Here is a 20,241-nt window from a genome sequence, read left to right on the forward strand (position 1 = left end):
ACAGGGACATTTTCAGATTTTCAGCCGCACTGACCCTCTCCTGCTTTATCGGCAGAAGCGGATCGGACTTTAACGAAAAACGAATAATGAAACACCTGACATTTGCCGAAATAAGGCACATGGAGACGGGTGTATCTGAACTCGATCAGGCAATCGACGACTTGTGGAAACGAGTGCGCCAGTCCAACTTATATGGCGGGCGTCCCCGTAACTCGGTCTCTGAAGAAAGTGTCGCAGCGGCGCGATCGGCGTTGACCCTCGCGCAGGACTCCGGCGATCGCCGTTTCCTGAGGGAAGCGTGGTGCATGATGGCGTGGGCTCTGAATGCGAACGAGCAGCCTGCCGAGTCTCTCATCTATAGCAGGCAGGCGATACCGGCGCTCGAGCAAGCGGGAGAATTTGAGCGGGCTGCGCGGATGCGATTGGGCTTCATGGTCGCTCTTTCGACGACCGGGCAGTCCAAAGAAGCTCTTGCCGTTGCGCGTGAGGCGCAGGAATTCTTCCGCAAAAGCGGCGACGACACATCACTGGCGAAAGTGGCGACGAACCTGGGGGCGGTATATCAGCGCCTTGACGACCACACGCGCGGGTTTCAGTGCCACCTGGAAGCCGCTGAATTGTTCAGAAAGACCGGTGAAGAGCGCGGGCTGGCTCAAGCCTGTCTAAACCTGGGGAATGCGCTCACGGTTCTGGACCGCTTCTCCGAGGCCGAGAAAATGTATGAGGACTGTGACGAGATCGCCACAAGACTCACACTCGATGATTTGCGGGCACATGCGATATACAACAAAGCATATCTCTATTTCGTTTCGGGCCGTCTCAGCCAGTCGCTTACCGTTTACCGCGACGCCCGGCAAATGTTTTCAGGCAGTGGAAGCCGTTTGCACGCCGCCTTGTGCGACCTGGATGAGGCGGAAATCTACGTCCAGCTGCGCCTTCCGCAGGACGCGCTGATCCTGGCTCAATCTGCCGCACGATCCTTCGCTGAACTCGACATGCCGCACGAGCAGGGAAAGGCGATCGCCTTCGGAGCGGTTGCGCTCACGCAGAAACGGCAGTTCGGCGACGCTCTGGCAGCATTTAAAGAAGCCCAGACCGTCCTCAGAACAGGCGGCAGCATGTTCTGGATGGCGCAGCTTGATCTGTATCGGGCAGAGGTTTTGTTCTCGATCGGCAGGTTATGGGAGGCCTACTCCCTGGCATCTGCGGCGGATGGGAAGTTCGAGGAGTTAGGGTACTCCACAAAGCGCCTGATCACGCTCGTGTTGCTCGGCCGTGTTTCGATGGCCTTGGGAAGGCCCGACGAAGCGGAGTTTCATGCACGCCGGGTGGAGGAACTGGCCGGGCAGACGAAGATTTCAGTCTTTCTCTTCGCCTGTTACGCCTTATCGGCCGAGGTTGCGGAGGGGGAGCGGCAATTCGAGCGGGCACGTGTCCTTTATGAACGGGCGGCGCGGGAAATAGAACTGCGTCACACCCATTTGCACCACGATGAACTGGGCATTACTTTCTATAAGGACAAAGCCGGGGTGTTCGAATCGCTGGTGTACCTGGCGCTGGACTGCGGTGACGGCTCGGAACCGGCAGCCCAAGCCTTTACCTGGTGCGAGAAAGCAAAATCACAGGTGTTCATCGACGCTCTGGCGCCTCATCTTCCTACAGTTCGAAGCAAGGCCGACGAAGCCCTGATTACTCGCGTCGATCGTCTGCGGGCGGAACTGAACGGTTCCTACATGCGTTTTCGTCCGGAGTTTCTGGCCACGCCCGGATTGCCGCAGGACGCACAGGTTGAACTGAGAGAAGACGAGTTAGCGCGGACGTTGAACGAACTTTCGAGGTCCGATTCTGAGTACGTTTCCCTCCAGGTCGCATCCAGCGTGCGGTTGGAGGAGCTTCAACAGGCGCTTCCCGAAGACACGACTGTTCTGGAATATTTCTTTGCGCGCGACGAAGTGATGGCCTTCGTTATTTCCGCCTCAACCTTCCATGTCGTCCGGCACGTGACTCCGACCAAGCGGGTGCAGTTTCTGGCGGGGCGTCTTCAATACCAGTTGGAACGGTTCTCCGCCCTGATTCGAAACAAGAAGTCGGACGTGTCGATCCAGCGTGCAGCGACGGACGACCTGCTGCGGAATTTTTACAGCGAACTGATCCAGCCCGTCATGCCGTTCATCAATACATCGGGGTTGATCATTGTTCCGCACGGAGTCCTGCATCGAGTCCCATTCCATGCCTTCTTTGACGGCGAGCGATATGTCGCCGATTTATTCGATGTGTCTTATGCACCGAGCGCTTCTGTTCTGAAGTATTGTCTGGACCGGCAGGATGTAACGGAAAAGGCTCCGCTGCATGCCGTTACCAGGCCCGCTGCCAGTCTGGTGGCAAGTTTTGTCCATACCGAGGCGCGGGTGGCTTTGAGGCAGGACAACCCAGTGCTTTCGCGTCTCGAGTTTGCCGACGGCGCATCCTGTGTGCCGGATATCTATGCCGCCCAATGGCAAACGAACCTGTTGTCCATCTGTTCAGCGGAGACTTCGATGAATGGCAGTGCCGATGTGGATGGTTTTCTGGGTTTGCTGCGGTCCTGCCTGTACGCCGGTTGCCGTTCTGTTTTGATGGAGTTATGGAAGGTACGTCCGGAACCGTCCGTGCGCTTCTTTGATCTCTTCTACTCGGAATGGCCGGCGGCGGGAAAGAGCAGGCAGGAAGCGCTATCGATAGCTCAGGAGTGCCTCAGGCGCGAGTTTCCCCATCCGCTCGACTGGGCGCAGTTCATTCTGGCGGGCGCGCGTTAAACAAACGCGCGCAGAAAAGCATCCACGACGCGCGGGTCAAACTGAGTGTTCGCACAACGCGCGATTTCATTGACGGCTTTTTCGTGTTCCTGCGAGCGGCGATATGGACGATTCGTTGTAAGGGCGTCATAGGTGTCTGCGACAGCGACGATCCGGGCGCCGAAGGGGATTTGATCTCCCGCGAGTTCACCAGGATAACCTGCGCCATCAAACCGTTCGTGGTGATGAAGGAGGATGAGGCTGGCCTCTTCGAAACCTTCGACGTTTCTGAGGACCATCCAGCCGAACTCGGAATGTTTCTTGATGTACTCGAACTCGTCCTCGGTCAACCGTCCTGGTTTCAACAGGATGTGGTCCGGCACACCGATTTTGCCTACGTCGTGTAATGAGGCGGCCATAAGCACCATTTCCGTTTCCGAATCGGTCATGCCGAGTTCGACGGCGATCCGATGGCTGTATTCCGCGACTCTCGTGCTGTGTCCGCCGGTGTAGCAATCCCGGAGGTCCACAAGCGATACGAGCGTCGAGGCCATCGCCAGCACCTGCTCCCGGAAGGTATCCTCCATCTTGAGCATGTGAAAGCGCGTCTGTGCCGGTGTAAGTTGCGACGTTTCCAAAGCAAACCGCTGCATGTATCCTCCAGGTCAAATTAGTCGTACTCCGTCATATCGGCAGTTGTCAGGCAGGACTTTAGGCTGTAATATCCTGCTCGATAACCTCAAGCAGGTCTGTAAGGAGGAAGAAGTTAATGCAAGCAAAGTTTGTGCGCGCAGCCGCCGTTCTGGCGGTTCTCGCCATGGTTGTACCGGCGTTCGCGCAGTATGGCTATCCCCTCAAGGGCACGTTCAGCGGGGATTGGTGGATTCAAAAAGGCAAAGAAAACCACCTCTTGATTGAGTTTAACTACGAGAACGAAAAAGATCTCGTCACCGGCACTTATACTCCCGGCCCGGACGGAGCGGCTTTACAGAAGTTGACCGTGACGCTGCCAAATCCCAAGGTCGTTACGGAGGGGGCGAAACCCTGGCTCGTCCATTTTGAAGTGGACACGAAAGACGACAGCGGCAAGGCCGTCCACCTTGTTTTCGACGGCAAGCTCGAGAACATCGGCGCCTTTAATAAACACCTCAGCGGCACCGTTGCCTTAGGTGGGCAAAAAGGTGAATTTAAAGCAGTAATGCAGTAAAAATTTGATATTGTAGTGACCTAAATCAACTGGAGGATATAAGTAAAATGGCCAAAGTAAACGCCGTCACTCTTGGCTTCGTATTGCTCGTCCTGGCCGCCGTGCCGGTCCTTGCACATCATTCTTTTTCGGCCGAATTCGACGCGACGAAGCCGGTTAACTTCACGGGCACCGTGACGAAGATCGAGTGGACGAACCCGCATAGCTGGTTCTATATCGATGTGAAAGATACCCAGACCGGAAAGGTCCAGAATTGGGGCTTTGAGACCGGTAATCCCGTCGCGTTGGTCCGTCAGGGTTGGACGCGGGACACCATGAAAGTCGGTATGGTCGTGACCGTCGAAGGCACCCGCGCCAAGGATGGTACGAACCGTGGAAACGCACGCAACATTCTTGTCAACGGCAAGAAACTTAGCGCCGCATCGAGTGAAGGCACCAACCCGTAAGGAGGATTTGAAGTGGTTAAGCGTTTACTTGGTCGGTTGAGTATTTTCGGCATCGCTGTTGCGTGGCTCGTTGCAATGACTTTAATTGCGCTGAGCCAGCAGGCTCCTGCGCCCGCAGCTGGCGGTGCCCCGGCCGGCGCGGCTGGCCGTGGTGGTCGTGGCGGTCGCGGCAACAATCCATTGCTCAGCCAGCCCGCGCCGAAATTGGCAGATGGCACCGTGAACCTCGGCCGTGAAGCCGGCGAGAAAGGCATCTGGAATCTGCCCTATATTACCAACATGGGCGCCAGAAACATCGTCGTCGGCGCGCCTCCTGCTCCAGCGCCTCCAGCGGGCGCCGAGCGTGGCAGAGGCGGTGGTGGTGGTGGAGGTGGCGGCGGGCAACGCGGCGGAGCTCCCTCCGAGCCGTGGGTCCCCTTTAAGCCCTGGGCTGCAGCTCTCTATAATTATCATTCGATGAACGAGACGAAGTACGATCCGGAAAGCATGTGCACTCCTCCGGGTGGACCCCGCATGCAGGCTACGCCGTATCCCATGGAGATCATCCAGATCCCTTCCGAAAAGCGCGTCTTCATCGTTTATGAAGGTGGAACACACGTCTGGCGCGAGATCTATATGGACGGCCGTCCGCACCCCGGACCGAAAAGCTTCGATGGCTCCCATCTCTGGATGGGCCACTCTGTCGGCCATTATGAAGACAACGGCCAGACGCTCGTCGTCGATATCGTGGGCTTCAACGAAGGAACCACAATCGACTACTTCGGCCACCCGCATACGGACCAGCTGCATGTCGTCGAACGATTCAGTCGTCCGAACAAGGGCACGCTCCACTACCAGGCTCTCATTGACGATCCGGGCGCTTATACCAAGCCCTGGAGCGTCGCGTGGGATATTCAGTGGAATCCTACAGGCGAACTTATCGAGTACATCTGCCAGGGGAACAATCAGTATCTGAATCACCTGAAAGATGACTTCGGAGAGCCCGTATTGCTCCGGCAGCAGTAGCCGGTATTTCTACAAAGAGAAAAAAAGGGGCGTCTCCCTATTTCCGCGAACTTCAGCGGAAATAGGGAGACGCCCCCTTTTTTCTCTTGCCCCCTCTTTTTATTAAGGGAAGTTAATTTTGACCTAATGGGTTCTTAATGGTCGCGGCGATACATTGGACTCGCTGTCATGGTTGTTACCCTGGCAGTAATGAAAATCGGGAGAGACCAATGAAGAAGCTTACGACCATGATGTTTGCAGCCGTGATCGCTGTTGCCCTATCTATGCCTGCCTTAGCCCAGACCGCCGGTACCGGATCATCGACGGCGCCTGCCAAGAAGACCACAACCGACAGCAAGGATAAGAAGACCGCGAAAAAAGCTACGCCGAAGAAAAAGACCAGCACGAAGAAGACGAACGACAGCAAGACCACAAGTTCCACGGACAAGAAGTAAGACCGGCAGTAGCCTTAACGAAAAATCTGGGGACAGACACAGATTCGCAAAGCAGAATCCGGTGTCAGCCCCCAGATTTCATTTGGACCCTATTTTACAGGGCGAACAGGTCGATATAGGACCGAATCTGACCGCTCTTCACCGCGGCCAGTGTTTCCTGCATTGACGCCAGTACGTTCGGCGCCCGCATTCCGCCTCCAGCGAATCCCCTGACGCCACCCCCTGCCGATCGGATAAACGTGCTTGATGCATCCAGCGGTAGAGTGGCGGCGTTGTTATAAAAATTCGTCCAGCCGCCGTTCTCATTGCCATTTCCCTGGAACAGATACTGTTCAACGTTGGATAAGTAAAACGCAGTAACCGTCGCGTTGTGATCCTTCAAATACTTTCCAACCGACCGGATAGCCTTGGGTCCGCCGAAGTCTCCAGTCAGGGGGACGATCAGGTTCTTCATTTCCAGATCCCGCAGAAAGCGGTAATGCTCTTCGTTTGCAAGATAGCTTCGCTTTTCGCCCTTCAGATCGGTTGCGACCATCAATTCGGTATAGTTCGGCATTCCACCTCGTCCACGTCCGCGCAAGCTGCCGCCGGAGTTGTAATCCATTTCCGGACCGAAGCTGTGGAACACGGTATAGACATGCGCAATACCGTCTTGATCCTCAGGCGTCAGGCCAAACTTGTGTTTTGTGAGGAGGAGGTCTTTGATGTCCTGAAGATTTTTCTGAAACGCAGCATTGTCCAGCGGCTCTGCCGCCGCGAACGCATTGAAGAGGTCGTCGACTGTGGATTTTTCGGTCAACCCTGCAGGCCGCTTAACTGAAAACAGCCGCGCGAGGAAATCGGCGCGATTGGGCGACAATTCGAATACCGCCCGATAGAGCATGTGTTCGAGCATGTTCTGGTGGCGTATGTCGACAATGAACGCCATCTTCGGCCGGATTCCGGCGATGTACGTAAAGTTTTGTTCGGGCCCGACACCCATGTAAACGCCGCCGGGTTTCGTCGTCTGCTGGAGGGTCGGGATTACAGCCTGGAATCCGGTCTCGTTGGAAAGGAAATTCTCGGACTGGAAAGCGCCGCCATCCTCGGAAGAACTATCGATCAGTTTCCAGAATGCATCGTCCGGAAGCTGGTTGGGCAGCGTGTCGGCAGCGCGCAGTGCCGTTGAAGAGAACACGAGCGCCGCGATAATCGAGAGCAGCGCGAAAGGAAATCGGATCCGCATGCAGGAAGACCTCCACTCTATTCTTGATGTGGCGATACAGTATCACAGAACCTGAACGTCGAAATTATGGCCTTCCCACTCGCCGTTGGCCCAACGGAGGGTGAATTCCAGCTTCGTTCCCGGCGCCAGCCCGGTTGTGGGAATATCGACGAAGCAGACACCTACATTGGTCGGAATGGTCAGATTCTCTTTCTGTGTAGTCCACACACTGGACGTCCACACCACAGTTGCAGGCGTCAAGAGTTCGATGCGGAGCGTAAACCCGGCCGGAACGGAAGTACTCTTCTGGTTGAACCGCCACACGACGTATTTAACCGTTTTCTTATCGATCAGATAACGCTGTGCTGTTTGCGGCGGCATGTCGAACACGCGTCCATCCCGGAGAGAACGGAGCAACTTGATGTATTCCGCATGGGCCCACATGAGGGGCATGGCTGAGCCCGACGGCTTGCCATTGAAGAGTTCGAGTTGCGGCATATCTTCTGCGTCCCAGACCTGTTCAGGAAGGAATCCTCCCGGACTGGTTTGCGCTTCCAGGACGTGAAGCAGCCGCTCTGCCGCGGTCATGTCGCCGCGGGCAATTTCGTAGTGGGCGCGCTCGCCGGCGAGCAGCGGCCAGCCGCGTCCGGTACCGGTGCCGTCAAATGGACTGCCGTCGCTGTGTTCGCCGTAACCGTCCTCGTTGTAGCGATGCCAGACCGGGCCGGTCTTTGTGTCGCTCTTCAATGTGGCATCAATGAGGCGAACCGTGTTCAGGATGCGTGGATCGTCGGCCGCACGCAGTCCGAATCGGACCAATGCCAGCGCATCGGGGCTGACCACGTTTGCCGCCCTTTCGGAACTCTGGTCCGGGGTTCGATTCTTGATTGGAACAAAACCGAGATACGGCGAAGCCGCATCGGCGACATCCGCGGATCCGATACGCACATAATATCCGTCAACTCCGTGCTGCCTGCACAGGCTGGAGTCGTTGACGTAAGTCCATCTTTCGATGTTCCCATTCCAGATGTCTGCCGTTTCGCGCAGATACGCGGCGGTGCCGGACTCCCCGCTTTCATCGGCGAAGTCTGCCGCCGCCAGGAGCGCCGCGATTTCGACGGCAAGTGTGAACGGGGAATATCCGGCGTCTTCCTCCCAACGATCTTCGGGAGTCACCGGCCCATTGCAGACAAGATACGTTGCCGCCCGGCGCACTGCCGGCCAGACATCCAGCTTGTGGAGACCGCCTGCGCGGCGGAGCGCGTCCGCCAGGAGTATTGGAAAGGCCGTTTCATCCATCTGTATCCCGGTCCAATAGGGTGTGCCTTCCAGCCACATATTCTGCGGCCAATGACCGTCGGGTTCCTGCGTTGAGAGAAGGTAAACCAGCACCTGATATGCGCCTTCGAGGTCGCCAGAAGCCAGTAACGCGCCCGCACCTTCGACTTGATCGCGAGTCCAGACCAGATGGTAGCCGCCGAGATCGTTGTCGCCCTTCGCGAAGCCCCAGGGAATCGAAGGGCTTGCGATGATACCGCCGGGAATATCTTTCGATTCGCACGCTTTGAGCAGCGCCGTACTCACCCGATAGTAGTTGATGCCGTTCGACGACTTGTCGAGCGGCTCGAGCTTCATTTGATAATGCTGCCAGTCTTCAACGTACATCTCAACGGCGTCCTCAAACGGCTGGATGAGTGAACTCAAGGCCTGTTGGCCGGCCTCCGAACCGTCGCGTCCAAAGCCGAGAGCCAGCGTGAATTCGCCATTCGAGGGAAGCGAGATTTCTCCGGTGAGCGCAATATTTCCATCGAGGGCTTCGTCGAAGAACCACGTCATGCGGTTATGCGTGCTGATGTCCTGCCAGCCGTCGCTGAAGCCCACATAGCCGCAACTCATTGCGGAAAAAGATGTCGAACAGGCGAGCGCGAGGGCGGTTGAGTTTCGTTGCGCGAAAAGCATCGGCATGCCCTTGTGCCGGCCGGTCCAGCCGCGGTTTCCGAATCCCTGGTTCTGGAGATGCGGCGCCAGCAGCGCATACACGTGATAGTCCTGCATTGCGCCCTGCAACGCTTCAAAGCGGATATGCTGCAGCACGACATCGCGGCGGGGATCCGCGATCACGGTTTTATGTAACCGGTAGCGGCCCTCTTTGCAGGTATTCGTCAATAAATAGCCGGGCACACCCGGCGCGATCGGAGTAGTGGTGCTCTCGGTGTCCCGTTTCTCCTCGGAGAAGAAGCGGGAACCGTCCGTGATGAGCAGTCCAAGGTCGCGTGTGTTCGGCTGGTCGATAAAAGGAAAATAAACTTCATCGAGGATGCCGTGCGAAATCGTGAACCACACGCGGCTGTTCGTCCCTGCCGAAGTTCCTGCACCTGTTTTGGCGCTGGATGTCCATGTCGGAGAGATGCCGGGGCGGCCGGGAGGAACAGAATTAGTCATTTCCATCCACGATCCCACATCGCGCATGGAAGCTCAAATGCTTCTTGCTCCGGGGACGCGCGATGGTCGAAAAACGCAGACAATTCCGCGGACGGTTCGTCAAAACCCTTGGGTTCAGCACGGGATTGGCGATTATCGCCATATCGATTTTACTGGGTTGGTACGCCGTAGCGGCCGCAGCGCCGGTAAATGCTGTCACTCGAAAGGTAGTCAAGTTCCAGTTTGCGCGAATGCGTTATCCCGGCGGCGTTCCGGATTTCATAAAGAATTGGTATACCGACTATCCCAACATGGATGATCACCTCACAACCTTGCTCCGCCGCCTGACAGGCATCGATGTTGGGCCACCCCTTCTGGTCGATCCCGCCAGTCCGGCCTTGTTCGATTACCCCATCGTCTATTCGGTTGAACCCGAGCAAATGGTGCTGGGATCGAGGGAAATCGATAATTTGAGGAGATTTCTGGTGCGCGGGGGCCTGTGGTTTGCCGACGATTTTCACGGGGACGAGGAATTCGAGCAGTTCATGAAACAGCTCCGGCGCGTCATTCCGGACGCGAAGCCGGTCGAACTGACCACGGCGCATCCTTTGTTTCACTGCTTTTACGACATCCCGAAAATCATCCAGGTAACCAACGATTCGATCGCAGAGTGCAGCGAATGCGATCAATGGGAGAATGGCCCTTCCGGCAAAATCCCCAAAGTTTTCGCGGTTTTTGATGGCCGCGGCCGCATCATCGTCTTGCTGGCCTGGAACACGGATCTCGGCGACGGTCTGGAATGGGCCGATGACCCCCAATACCCAGCCGAATATTCGGCCTATGCCTTCCGGTTTGTTTCGAACGTTGTCGTATATGCAATGTCGCACTAAAATAGCGAAGTCATGAAATCCCTGGGGATAACGCTGGCGTTTTCGGCAATTGCTGTTCTGTTGCCGGTGGCCGTTGCCCACGCGCAGCACGAGCGGCAGCTCCCACCTCCAGAGGAGCTCTCGCATGACCCTTCCACTGAGCCATCGCGGGGCGATTACAGCGCGAAATTCTTCGACGACTTACAGAAAATCTTCGGGCGTTTTCGCGATTCAGACCTGAAACGGGTGTTCGATGCCGCGCAGCCGGTTCAATGCTCCGATCTGATCACTGATAAAGGCGAATGGCGGGAAGTCGCCTTCTTCAATGAAAACCGCAAATTAGGCGACTGGTACCACAAAACACTGGACGAAGTGAAAGCCGATCTCTCCGTCTACATCTTCAAGGGCGCGTGCGGCGGGCAGCGCGCGGCGCTCAGGGTCACCACTGAATTTCCAGTCGGGGAAAGCATTGAACGTGCCGAGGCCGGGAAAATACGGTTCGACCAGATCGACGTAAACCTGAATGCGCCTGCGAGCGTGATATTCGATCCGCAGAGCAGGGCATACACCTTCGACCTCCCCTACCTGTTTCACGTCCGGAGTGAAACAGGCGATATGGTCTATACGCTGCAGGCGCGGACCTATGATGACCGGTATGATCCGACGGTGACGAATCATTGGGATTGCAAGGCCGTCAAAGCGGACGACGTCACATACCAATTTTTGATCTGTCACAATACTCTGGTTCCTCGTGATGCGAGAGAAAGGTACGAAGACAAGGGCTCGTTCGGCTCGTCGGCATATTCGATCCTCTCCGACGGCAAAGAGGCCTCGTCCAGCGTCCACCTTTCATTCGGAGACACGGAGCCCGAAAAGGAAACTACGGTACCTCGTCCTGATGATGGAGTCCGAAATGACCGAAGAAATGACCGTCAACCCGAATTCCCTCCGCTTGCTCCCGCGTCACCGTCCTGGCGCCCGGCGCCGGCGCAGGCGAATTTGAGTGAAACCGGCGATAGTGAATTCAGGTTGCGGTTCAAGCCTGAAGCCTGGAAGGGAAGGATCGACAAAGCTCAATTGATCGAGGATGGAACTCTGCCGGGTTCCAGTCTGCCTCCTCGAAATAAGGATTATTGTATGTGGCGGCCCAGTGCCGCCACACTAGCCAACAAGTTGCTCGAACCGGCGCCTGCGCCCACGGTTCAAACGATGCAGTTCAGGAAGGATCCTCAGGGGGTGGTAGCCGTGATCGAGATGGATAACGATTCCGGTTCGGCCGTCGGCTCATTGCAGTGCTTCTTCGCCCAGGCTCGAACTCCCGCCGATATTACGGTCGCGCGCTGGCTCTCCATCGTTGGTTCGAGCGTTGTGCTCGAGTCTCCCGCTCAATAAATGGAAGCCGTCATTCGGATCCAGAATCTCAATCATTACTATGGCAGCGGTAGTCTGCGAAAACAGGTTTTGTACGATATCTCGCTGGACATCTACCCGGGCGAGATCGTCATTCTGACCGGCCCGTCGGGCTCGGGAAAGACGACGTTGCTGACGCTTTGCGGCGCTCTCCGCTCGATCGAAGAAGGCAGCGTCAAGGTTCTGGGCCACGAGTTAAACGGCGCAACACCGGGAGAGCTTGTGGCGATACGGCAGAATATCGGATTCATATTCCAGGCTCACAATCTGATTGATGCCCTCACGGCCGTGCAGAACGTCCAGATGTCCCTCGGACTGGATAAACTCAGCCAGTCGGAAGCAAGAAAGCGCTCCCTCTCAATGCTGGGCGCTGTCGGTCTGGAAAACCGGGTGGACTATTTGCCCGATCGTCTGTCGGGCGGCCAGAAGCAGCGCGTTGCGATCGCTCGGGCGCTGGTGCGCAAGCCGAAGATCGTCCTCGCGGACGAACCCACTGCCGCGCTCGACAAAAAATCCGGTCGCGAAGTTGTCGAGCTGCTTCAGAACCTTGCGCGAGCGCAGAGTTGCACGATCCTGCTGGTGACTCACGACAACCGTATTCTCGATATTGCCGACCGCATCGTGACGCTCGAAGACGGCCGCCTCACGTCGTTTGCCGCGGGAATGGTCGCGAACACCGGCCATATGCTGGCGGCGTTCGCTCAGCTTTCGCGTAAAGGCGAATTGATCCGGCATGTCACACGTCTCTCCTCACATCAGTTTGTCGAAATGCTGGACCAGATCACGTCGGAATTCGAGCAGTTCCTGAAGGTGGTGGACATCACGCACCAGGAAGCTGCGGGAGCCGAGGCAGTCGGTGCGCTTTTCGACCAGATGTTGGAGGCGGTCACTCTGAAGATTCGGGACCTGCTTCAAGCGGAGCGGGCGACGATCTTGCTGGTCGATAAAGGCGCAGGCAAACTCCGTTCAAAGATTGCCCACAGCGGCGGCAGTGAACCGCTGGTCATCGAAATCCCGATCGGCACGGGCATTGCGGGCCGCGTCGCCGCTACCGGAGAGACGCGGAACATACCGGATCCATACCGCGACCCGGACTTTAACCCGGATGTCGACCGCCAGACGGGCTATACGACGCGCAGCATCCTCTGCATGCCGATTTTTGACCGGCAGAAGCATGTTTTTGCGGTGACCCAGCTGTTGAATAAAAACGGCGGCCACGCGTTTACGGCGGAAGACGAATCGGCCTTTCGGGACTTTGCGGCGCCGCTGGGACTGATCCTGGAGAGCTGCCTGCAGATGACCCGCGCACCGGAAGGGGTTATTTAGATTGGCATTGGCTGCGAAATCTCAGGTTCCTGAGGCACCTCATTCCCATCAATCGGACTGATCCGCGCTGAGACAACCGCCAGACGGATCAATTTGGTCTCGATGGCTCTCCTTGAATCCGGGCTCAAACCGGAGAATTTAAAGCCGATCTGCATTCCATCTGTCCGGATGGCCGTGGCTGTCAGCTGAAGGGATTGGCCACCATTGTCGAAGAACAGCTTGAAGGTATCGCCGGCCAAAAGGCGAGTATCGCAATGCGGAAGCCTCAACAACGCTCCTGCTGCACTGAGGTTTACGATAGTGGCGCAGACCCACTCCGTTCCAATCTCGATCATCACTTGTTCTTCTCCATGGAGTAGAGCACTGACACGGATATATCGCCGGCGTTCCATTTAAGATCTTATCGGCACGTGAGCATATTTCATTAGCGGCCGGTTAAATCCCGGATCGATTTGACAGCTTGCTTATTAAACGTCACCTTCTTATGATCCCGATCGTCCCGTACGTAAATTGTTTGCCAACTCAATTCCAGAGGAGATATATGGCTGAAATCACACAAGCTCAATTCCTGCAACGTTACGGCAACCTCATGGTGCAAATCTGGGGAATGCCTTCTCTGTTGGACCGTTTCAAAAAAGAACCCACTGCGGTCTTGAAGGAGCATGGGTTGGACACTGGAAAAGCCTCGGTAACCCTTCTGCAACCAGGCACACCGAACGCCCTCGGTATTAATGATTCGACAGCGGAAAGCGCCTACCAGCTGTGGGTTGAAGGTCAGAAGAAAGGGAACATCCCGTTTTATTTTGTCTCACAACCACCCGAAGGTACCGGCAGCGAGTCGCTCTCGGACAGCGAGTTGATGGCGGTTGCGGGCGGCGCGTTGAGCATCAGCTCCTGCTGCTGCACACCCTGCTGCTGCTAAGAGCCCCGGCCGCAGATTACCCGAATTCCGCAAACGAATCGGCGTAATCTGCGGCGTTTCACGCAAGAACCGGAGCAGCCGGCGGCGGCAGAGGAAGCGTGACGGCATCTACTTTACTTTTCTGAATTTCCAACCGTACATCAATCCGCCATAAAAATTAAACCATCTTGCCGCCTCGCGGTCCTTGAACGGATAGTCGGCGCCCAGCCGCCGCGCTGTGGCCAGTCCGGACACAAAGCACGTTTCCTGGCTGTTGAGCAAGGTGTGGGCGCCGCAGTGCCAGCTTCGCCTCTTCCCCTGAATGAACTTGAACAGATTGATCACGACAGCAACATGAAACACATCGTGCACGATGTGTTGAAACCACCATCTCTTGATGATCTTTTGCGGATCGATTTCGCTGACTGGGTTGTAGGTTACCAGGCATGGCTTGTCCGACTTCTTCGCCCAGGGCTGCTGGTTATGCATGATGTATGTGATTTCGTAATTGTCCGGTCTCGCCCCGTATTGTTCGATGTAGTTACTTCTCGTATCGAGCGGCTCCGTCTCGTTTACCGGCAGCACGGAGGCGTCGTGGTGAACCACGGTGTGATTGTGCAGTTCACTTTCATAACGTATGGAGGACAGCAGGAAGGTTTCGAGGAAGCCCGGCTTATCGAGCATCATGAGGGTCTGGTTGGCGTTGCAGGCGAAGATGACCTGATCGAATTCCTCCGTTTGTCCGTTCATGTCTTCGACGGTTACTTTCGATCGCTGCCGGTGAACTTTCCTTACCGCGCGCCCGAGATAGATCTTGTCGCGAAACGGCTCCGACATTGCCTGATAGATCCGCCTCGTGCCCTGGTCCCAGGTCTGCATCGGCGTGGCCGTTTCAATATCGAAAAAATCCAGGTAGCGTGCAAACATAGAGGCCGGCATGTCGAAGACATTCGTGGCCATCAGAAAATTCACGAACAGCGGTTTGAGGATCTTGTAGCGAAAGCCGCCGGAGAATCGGCCGAGGTTCAGCAGCGTTCCCATGCTGACATAGTTGAACGGATTCAGCATGCCAAGTAGTTTTGATCTCGTTTTACTGAGAACATTGATTGCTTTCAGAAACCGGAGCAGTTTCTGAAACTTTTCGATCTCCGGCAGAAGCTCCTTGCGAATCCTGGAGTTGAAGTCGTGCGCGTAAAGATCGCCGCGATACCTCACGGCGTAGCTGAACCGTGTAGGGACGAGCGGAATCCCATGTTCCTGCATGAATTGGACGTAGTTGTGGTACACAGTCGGAATGCAGGCTGTGACAGAGATGTCAAAACACACGGAACGGCCATCATCCTGCGGCATGTCCACAGTAATCGCGTTGCCGCCCAGCCTGTCATTGGCTTCAAAAAGCCGGATATCGAATCGATCCGGATGCCTGCTCAACGCCCATGCGGCCCCGAGTCCGGCGACACCGCCGCCGACGATTGCGATTTTCTGGGGCACCTGCTCCTCCTCGAGATACTGAGCTGATGGGCTACATTTTTGAACCCGGCATTTTACAGCAAATCGCGAGAGACGCTCTTTCGAAAAACCCGGCGATGGAAGACCTCGTTCCTTCAATTGTCGCGGAACTCTACAAACGCTATCCGGGCCACATCAATACGACTCCCGAGTGGGTTTTCAACAATGCCGGCGGCGCGATGGGCGCCATGTACATCCTGCACGCGTCGATATCGGAATACGTCATGATTTTCGGCACTCCTCTGGGTACCGAAGGGCATACAGGACGGTTCGCGGCGGATGATTACTTCATTATCCTGAACGGCGAGCAGTGGGCGTTTGAGCCGGGCCAGTTCGCGCCTGAAATCTACCGGCCTGGCGACATGCACCATTTGCGCAGACGCCAGGCGAAACAATACAGGATGGCGGGAGGGTGTTGGGCGTTAGAATATGCCCGCGGTGTTATACCGGCGATGCTGCCGTTCGGAGTCGCGGATACATTTACCAGCACGTTAGACTTCAGAACCCTCATTCGTACCTTGTGGTTATATGCGACGAGCGCAGTTCGCGAATTGCTGCACGGAAAGATCTGAAATCACGCAACGGCGATGACGACGTTAATTACAGGAGCAAGCGGTCATCTCGGCGCCAATCTCGTCCGCAGGCTGCTCAATGACGGGCAAACGGTCCGCGCGCTCGTCCGCCGGGGCAGCAACAACGCGGCCTTGGACGGTTTGAATGTCGAACGGATCTATGGCGATCTTCGCGAGCCCGTGCCTGTCGCCGCGGCGGTCCGCGGATGCCGTCAGATTCACCATTGCGCGGCCTTGCTCTCGACGACCACAGGCCGCGAGCGGGAAATCTTCGACTGCAATGTGATCGGCACGCGCAACCTGTTGCGGGCCGCGCTCGATGCCGGAGTATCCCGTGTCGTTGTTTCAGGCTCGTTAAGTGCCGTTGGTCATGTGGATGGCCGGCCGAGCGACGAGACTGTGCCTTTCTATCCGTTCGAGAAACTGCCGCCGTATTCGCACACGAAAGCGGGCGTGGAACACGAATGCCTCAAAGCCGCAGCCGATGGCCTGGACGTGGTCATCGCGACGTCCTGTGCGATCATCGGTCCCAATGATTTCAAGCCCTCGCGCATGGGAAAGACCCTGGTGGATTTTTCCCTCGGCAAGTTGCGCGCATACATTCCGGGCGGTTTTACCTTTGTTTCCGCAGCCGACATGGTCGAAGGGCATATGCTCTGCATGGAAAAAGGCCGCAGGGGTCAGAAGTATATTTTCAGCACAGAGTTTCTGACTGTCGACGAACTGATGGCGATTTTCGAACAGGTCACCGGCCACAGGCGCCCGCGGTTCCGGCTGCCCGCGCCGCTCATGGCCGGCATCGCAGAGGTTTCGAGCTTCGTGCTGACGAATTTCTTTCCCGGCAGGGCGCAGCGCTTTACACCGGCGGCCGTGCGATTCCTGCGAATGCAGCGGAAGGCCGACTCGAGCAAGGCGATGCAGGAACTCGGCTACCGTCCGACCTCCATCGCCCAGGCGGTCCGTGAAGCCCACGAATGCTTCGTCCGGCGCGGTGTCATACCGGCTCCGGCGCGCGTGCTGGTTTCACGGCCCCGGGAGTTGTAGCTGTGACGACTGCAACGGAAGCCAGGAAGCTTCCGCCTGAACTCCGTGGCGGACTGCCGTTTTTCGGTCACGCCATGGAGTTTCATCGCGATCCCGCCGGCCTCCTGCGGCGCGGCCGCGACCGGTTTGGTGAAATTTTCTCCTTTCTGCTGGCAGGCAAGCTTGTCACCGTACTCACAGGGCCCGAGGCGAACGAGGCTTTCTTTCATGCGCCGGATGATCAGTTGAGCGCGAAAGAAGCCTACCAGTTCACGGTGCCGATCTTCGGTAAAGGCATCGCCTACGACGTCAGTCCCGATGTGATGAGCGAGCAGTTGGGCCTGCTCTTTCCCGCCTTGCGCGATCAGCGGTTGCAGACCTACGCCCGGTTCATGGCGGAAGAAGCGGATGCGTACTTTGACAACTGGGGCGAGCAGGGAGAAGCCGATCTCCTCGTAGCCATGAATGAGTTGACAACGTTCATTGCGAGCCGCTGTCTGATCGGTCATGAATTCCGTCAGAATCTTTCGACGGAATTTGCTCATCTGTATCACGATCTGGAGGGCGGCCTGAACCTCGTTGCATTCTTCAAACCGGACATGCCGCTGCCTTCATTCAAGCGCCGCGATCAAGCTCGCGTCCGCATGGCCGAGCTGATTTCGCAGATCATCGCCACCCGCCGCAGCACCGGTGTGGAAGGCGAGGATTTTCTGCAGACCTTGATGACGGCGCGTTATTCCGACGGCAGGGCGCTGACCGACGACGAAATTACCGGACTCCTGCTGACCGTGATTTTTGCCGGGCAGCATACCAGCGCCGTCCTGGCGACCTGGACTGGAGTTCTGCTTCTTCAGCACCGCCAGTATCTGCCGGGCATTCTTAAGGAACAACAGGAAGTCCTGAACGGCAGCCGGAATATGACGCTCGACGCGTTGAGGCGGCTCAGCGCTCTGGAACGCGCCATCAAGGAAGCGGAACGGCTGCGGCCGCCCTTGATTATGCTGATGCGGAAAATCGTGCGTGACTTCACGTACCGCGGCTGCCGTGTCCCCGCAGGCGGGTTGCTGATGGTTTCACCCGCGGTTTCGCACCGCCTCCCGGAAGTGTTCCAGAATCCGGACGCATATGACCCCGGCCGCTTCGCGCCTGGCCGCGAGGAAGACCGGAAAAGTTCTTATACACTGATCGGATTCGGTGGAGGCAGGCATCGTTGTATCGGTCTGACGTTTGCCCAGCAGCAGGTCAAAGTGATCTGGAGCGTGATCCTGCAGCATTTCGATGTGGAATTGGTGAAACTTCAACATGAGCCGGACTACTCGACCTTCGTCATCGGTCCGCGTCCTCCATGTTTGATTCGCTATCGGAGAAAGGCATGAGCACTCAACCTCATCTTCCGGCATTCCATGAAGCTCGAAACCCGCGCCAGAAAGCGCGTTCGGCCGGGCTCCATCCGGATTACTGGTACGCCGTCGAGTATGACGCCGCCGTGAAGCCCGGCCGCGTTGTCGAGGTTATATTCTGGAACCGGTCGATAGCCCTGTTCCGCGGAATGGACGGCAAGTTGCGCGCGTTGGAAAATCGCTGCGCTCACCGGCAGTTGAAGCTTTCGGCCGGCGAGGTCGAGGGCTGCAATCTGGTCTGCGCGTATCACGGATGGGGATACAACGAAGAAGGGCGCGTGGTTCAAATACCCCACGATCTCTTCGGAAGGGACATGCCGTCGTTCAGGGTGCCGTCGTACCCGGTGAAAGTCCGCTATGGCCTGATCTGGATTTTTCCGGGTAATCCGGCGCTCGCCGATCAACGGCAGATTCCAGAGATACCGGAATTAAAAGGCGACCGGCAGTGGGCGTGCGTTCCGATCGATTTCAAGTGGCGGGCGCACCATTCGATGATCATTGATAACGTGAGCGACTTCACGCATGCTCACCTGCACCGCAAATACCGCCCCTTCATCGACGCAAAACTCATAAAGTGCGAGATGGTGGGCGAGAAGGTTTTCGTGAGCTATAACACGAGGATCGGGACCGGACGTTTCTCCGGTCTTTTTGTCGATCGTGATCGGGTCGATACGGATTTCATCGAGCTCTGCCACGACTACCCATACCAATGGTCGAATACAGGCGGAAAGATAAAGCACTGGTGCTTCGTATTGCCTATTGACGAGCGAACGAGCCGCGTGTTCTTTCTGTTTTATTTTGACGCGCTGAAAATTCCTTTCACCTCGTTACGCATTCCTCAATGGCTGATGAAGCCGTTGCTGAAAATTGCGAACGAGATATCCATCAAGCCTCTCCTGCGCCAGGACGGATTTGCCGTCGAAGCGGAACAGCAGGGCTACGATACTCATTTCGATGCGCCGCTTGCCGAACTCAATCCCGCCGTCAATTTGTTTCAACAACTCACTATCCGCAAGTGGGAAGAGCACGTCGCCAGTGACCGGCGCTCTTGATCGCGGCGTCAATCATCTGAATTCGCAACAGCGTGAAAACGGCTGCTGGGAAGGGGAGATGGTCTGGTGCACGATGATTCTCTCCCAGTACGTCATCGTTCAACATGTTGCCGGGAGGACCTTCGATGAACAAACCCGGGAGCAGATGGTTCGATATTTCCGCGTCAGCCGCACGCCCGAAGGTGTCTGGGGTCTGCATCCCGAATCGGGCGGCTATGTCTTCTTCACGACGTTGGCTTATATTGCGCTTCGGTTGCTTGGCATAACCGCGGACGACCCGCTTGCCGCAACGGCCCGGCAATGGCTGCGCGGACAAAAGGGCGGAGTGCTCGCAATTCCGAGCTGGGGCAAGTTCTGGCTCGCCACCGTAGGACTGTACGGATATGAGGGGGTGAATCCGGTTCCGCCGGAAATGTTTCTGCTTCCAAAATCGCTGCCATTGCATCCCCACCGTTATTACTGCCACACCCGCCTGATCTATATGGGAATGGCCTATCTCTATGGATCGCGTTGCAACGCAGATCTCGGGCCGATTCGGAACGATTTGCGCCGGGAGCTCTACGAGACCCCTTACGAGGCAATCGACTTTTCGGCTTGGCGGCACACTATAGCCGAATCGGATCTCTATGTGTCGCCGACCCGATGGCTGCGGATGGCCTATGATTTGCTGCGCGTTTACGAGCGGGTT

General features: G+C 56.6%; 19 protein-coding genes. 14 read left to right on the forward strand and 5 right to left on the reverse strand.

Annotation, left to right across the window (positions count from 1 at the left end; all coding sequences use genetic code 11):
• The first annotated feature begins 86 nt into the window (after positions 1 to 86).
• On the forward strand, positions 87 to 2,795 hold the full coding sequence (locus VGK48_05485; protein HEY2380617.1) for a CHAT domain-containing protein: 2,709 nt from the start codon (positions 87 to 89) through the stop codon (positions 2,793 to 2,795).
• On the opposite strand, the gene VGK48_05490 is transcribed toward VGK48_05485, so the two are convergent.
• Complete coding sequence (locus VGK48_05490; GenBank protein ID HEY2380618.1) at positions 2,792 to 3,427, reverse strand: HD-GYP domain-containing protein; 636 nt, start codon at positions 3,425 to 3,427, stop codon at positions 2,792 to 2,794. The two genes, VGK48_05485 and VGK48_05490, sit on opposite strands and share 4 nt — an antisense overlap.
• A gap of 116 nt (positions 3,428 to 3,543) precedes the next feature.
• Between VGK48_05490 and VGK48_05495 the strand changes: the two genes are divergently transcribed.
• The 4 genes from VGK48_05495 to VGK48_05510 all read left to right on the forward strand — a co-directional run bounded on the left by VGK48_05495 (position 3,544) and on the right by VGK48_05510 (position 5,866).
• The gene (locus VGK48_05495; GenBank protein ID HEY2380619.1) at positions 3,544 to 3,981 is read left to right on the forward strand and encodes a hypothetical protein; all 438 of its coding nucleotides are present in this window, start codon (positions 3,544 to 3,546) and stop codon (positions 3,979 to 3,981) included.
• A gap of 47 nt (positions 3,982 to 4,028) precedes the next feature.
• Positions 4,029 to 4,427, forward strand: coding sequence for a DUF6152 family protein (locus VGK48_05500; protein HEY2380620.1), 399 nt, complete (start codon positions 4,029 to 4,031; stop codon positions 4,425 to 4,427).
• A gap of 12 nt (positions 4,428 to 4,439) precedes the next feature.
• On the forward strand, positions 4,440 to 5,432 hold the full coding sequence (locus VGK48_05505) for a hypothetical protein (protein ID HEY2380621.1): 993 nt from the start codon (positions 4,440 to 4,442) through the stop codon (positions 5,430 to 5,432).
• A 209-nt stretch (positions 5,433 to 5,641) separates the two neighbouring features.
• Positions 5,642 to 5,866, forward strand: coding sequence for a hypothetical protein (locus VGK48_05510; GenBank protein ID HEY2380622.1), 225 nt, complete (start codon positions 5,642 to 5,644; stop codon positions 5,864 to 5,866).
• A gap of 94 nt (positions 5,867 to 5,960) precedes the next feature.
• Here VGK48_05510 and VGK48_05515 read toward each other — a convergent pair whose 3' ends face one another.
• Together VGK48_05515 and VGK48_05520 are read right to left on the reverse strand one after the other, a co-directional pair.
• Positions 5,961 to 7,091: a hypothetical protein gene (locus tag VGK48_05515; protein HEY2380623.1), complete on the reverse strand. Its 1,131-nt coding sequence runs from the start codon at positions 7,089 to 7,091 to the stop codon at positions 5,961 to 5,963.
• 42 nt (positions 7,092 to 7,133) lie between these two features.
• Positions 7,134 to 9,512: a glucan 1,4-alpha-glucosidase gene (locus tag VGK48_05520; protein HEY2380624.1), complete on the reverse strand. Its 2,379-nt coding sequence runs from the start codon at positions 9,510 to 9,512 to the stop codon at positions 7,134 to 7,136.
• A gap of 62 nt (positions 9,513 to 9,574) precedes the next feature.
• Between VGK48_05520 and VGK48_05525 the strand changes: the two genes are divergently transcribed.
• The 3 genes from VGK48_05525 to VGK48_05535 are packed head-to-tail and all read left to right on the forward strand — an operon-like array spanning position 9,575 to position 13,096.
• Positions 9,575 to 10,381: a DUF4159 domain-containing protein gene (locus VGK48_05525; GenBank protein HEY2380625.1), complete on the forward strand. Its 807-nt coding sequence runs from the start codon at positions 9,575 to 9,577 to the stop codon at positions 10,379 to 10,381.
• 12 nt (positions 10,382 to 10,393) lie between these two features.
• Positions 10,394 to 11,752 carry a hypothetical protein gene (locus tag VGK48_05530; protein HEY2380626.1) on the forward strand — a complete coding sequence of 453 codons (1,359 nt, stop codon included), beginning with the start codon at positions 10,394 to 10,396 and terminating at the stop codon, positions 11,750 to 11,752.
• Entirely contained in the window at positions 11,753 to 13,096 is a 1,344-nt protein-coding gene (locus tag VGK48_05535; protein ID HEY2380627.1) for an ATP-binding cassette domain-containing protein, read from the forward strand.
• On the opposite strand, the gene VGK48_05540 is transcribed toward VGK48_05535, so the two are convergent.
• Entirely contained in the window at positions 13,093 to 13,488 is a 396-nt protein-coding gene (locus VGK48_05540; protein ID HEY2380628.1) for a PilZ domain-containing protein, read from the reverse strand. The genes VGK48_05535 and VGK48_05540 overlap by 4 nt on opposite strands.
• A gap of 149 nt (positions 13,489 to 13,637) precedes the next feature.
• Here VGK48_05540 and VGK48_05545 point away from each other — a divergent pair, with 149 nt between their 5' ends.
• On the forward strand, positions 13,638 to 14,018 hold the full coding sequence (locus VGK48_05545) for a hypothetical protein (protein ID HEY2380629.1): 381 nt from the start codon (positions 13,638 to 13,640) through the stop codon (positions 14,016 to 14,018).
• Between the two features lie 108 nt (positions 14,019 to 14,126).
• On the opposite strand, the gene VGK48_05550 is transcribed toward VGK48_05545, so the two are convergent.
• A complete protein-coding gene (locus tag VGK48_05550) occupies positions 14,127 to 15,488 on the reverse strand; it encodes an FAD-dependent oxidoreductase (GenBank protein HEY2380630.1) in 1,362 nt (453 codons plus the stop codon).
• Between the two features lie 26 nt (positions 15,489 to 15,514).
• Here VGK48_05550 and VGK48_05555 point away from each other — a divergent pair, with 26 nt between their 5' ends.
• The 5 genes from VGK48_05555 to VGK48_05575 form a co-directional block, all read left to right on the forward strand.
• Positions 15,515 to 16,078: an ERG2 family protein gene (locus VGK48_05555; GenBank protein HEY2380631.1), complete on the forward strand. Its 564-nt coding sequence runs from the start codon at positions 15,515 to 15,517 to the stop codon at positions 16,076 to 16,078.
• Between the two features lie 15 nt (positions 16,079 to 16,093).
• Complete coding sequence (locus VGK48_05560) at positions 16,094 to 17,122, forward strand: NAD-dependent epimerase/dehydratase family protein (protein HEY2380632.1); 1,029 nt, start codon at positions 16,094 to 16,096, stop codon at positions 17,120 to 17,122.
• 2 nt (positions 17,123 to 17,124) lie between these two features.
• The gene (locus VGK48_05565; GenBank protein HEY2380633.1) at positions 17,125 to 18,477 is read left to right on the forward strand and encodes a cytochrome P450; all 1,353 of its coding nucleotides are present in this window, start codon (positions 17,125 to 17,127) and stop codon (positions 18,475 to 18,477) included.
• Positions 18,474 to 19,553 (forward strand): aromatic ring-hydroxylating dioxygenase subunit alpha, encoded by a 1,080-nt coding sequence (locus VGK48_05570; GenBank protein HEY2380634.1) that lies wholly within the window; start codon positions 18,474 to 18,476, stop codon positions 19,551 to 19,553. Before VGK48_05565 ends, VGK48_05570 begins: the two co-directional genes overlap by 4 nt.
• Positions 19,537 to 20,241: 2,3-oxidosqualene cyclase (locus VGK48_05575; GenBank protein HEY2380635.1), on the forward strand; the 705-nt coding region annotated here is incomplete at its 3' end. The genes VGK48_05570 and VGK48_05575, both read left to right, overlap by 17 nt.

Source organism: Terriglobia bacterium, assembly GCA_036496425.1.
Lineage (GTDB): Bacteria > Acidobacteriota > Terriglobia > 20CM-2-55-15 > 20CM-2-55-15 > 20CM-2-55-15.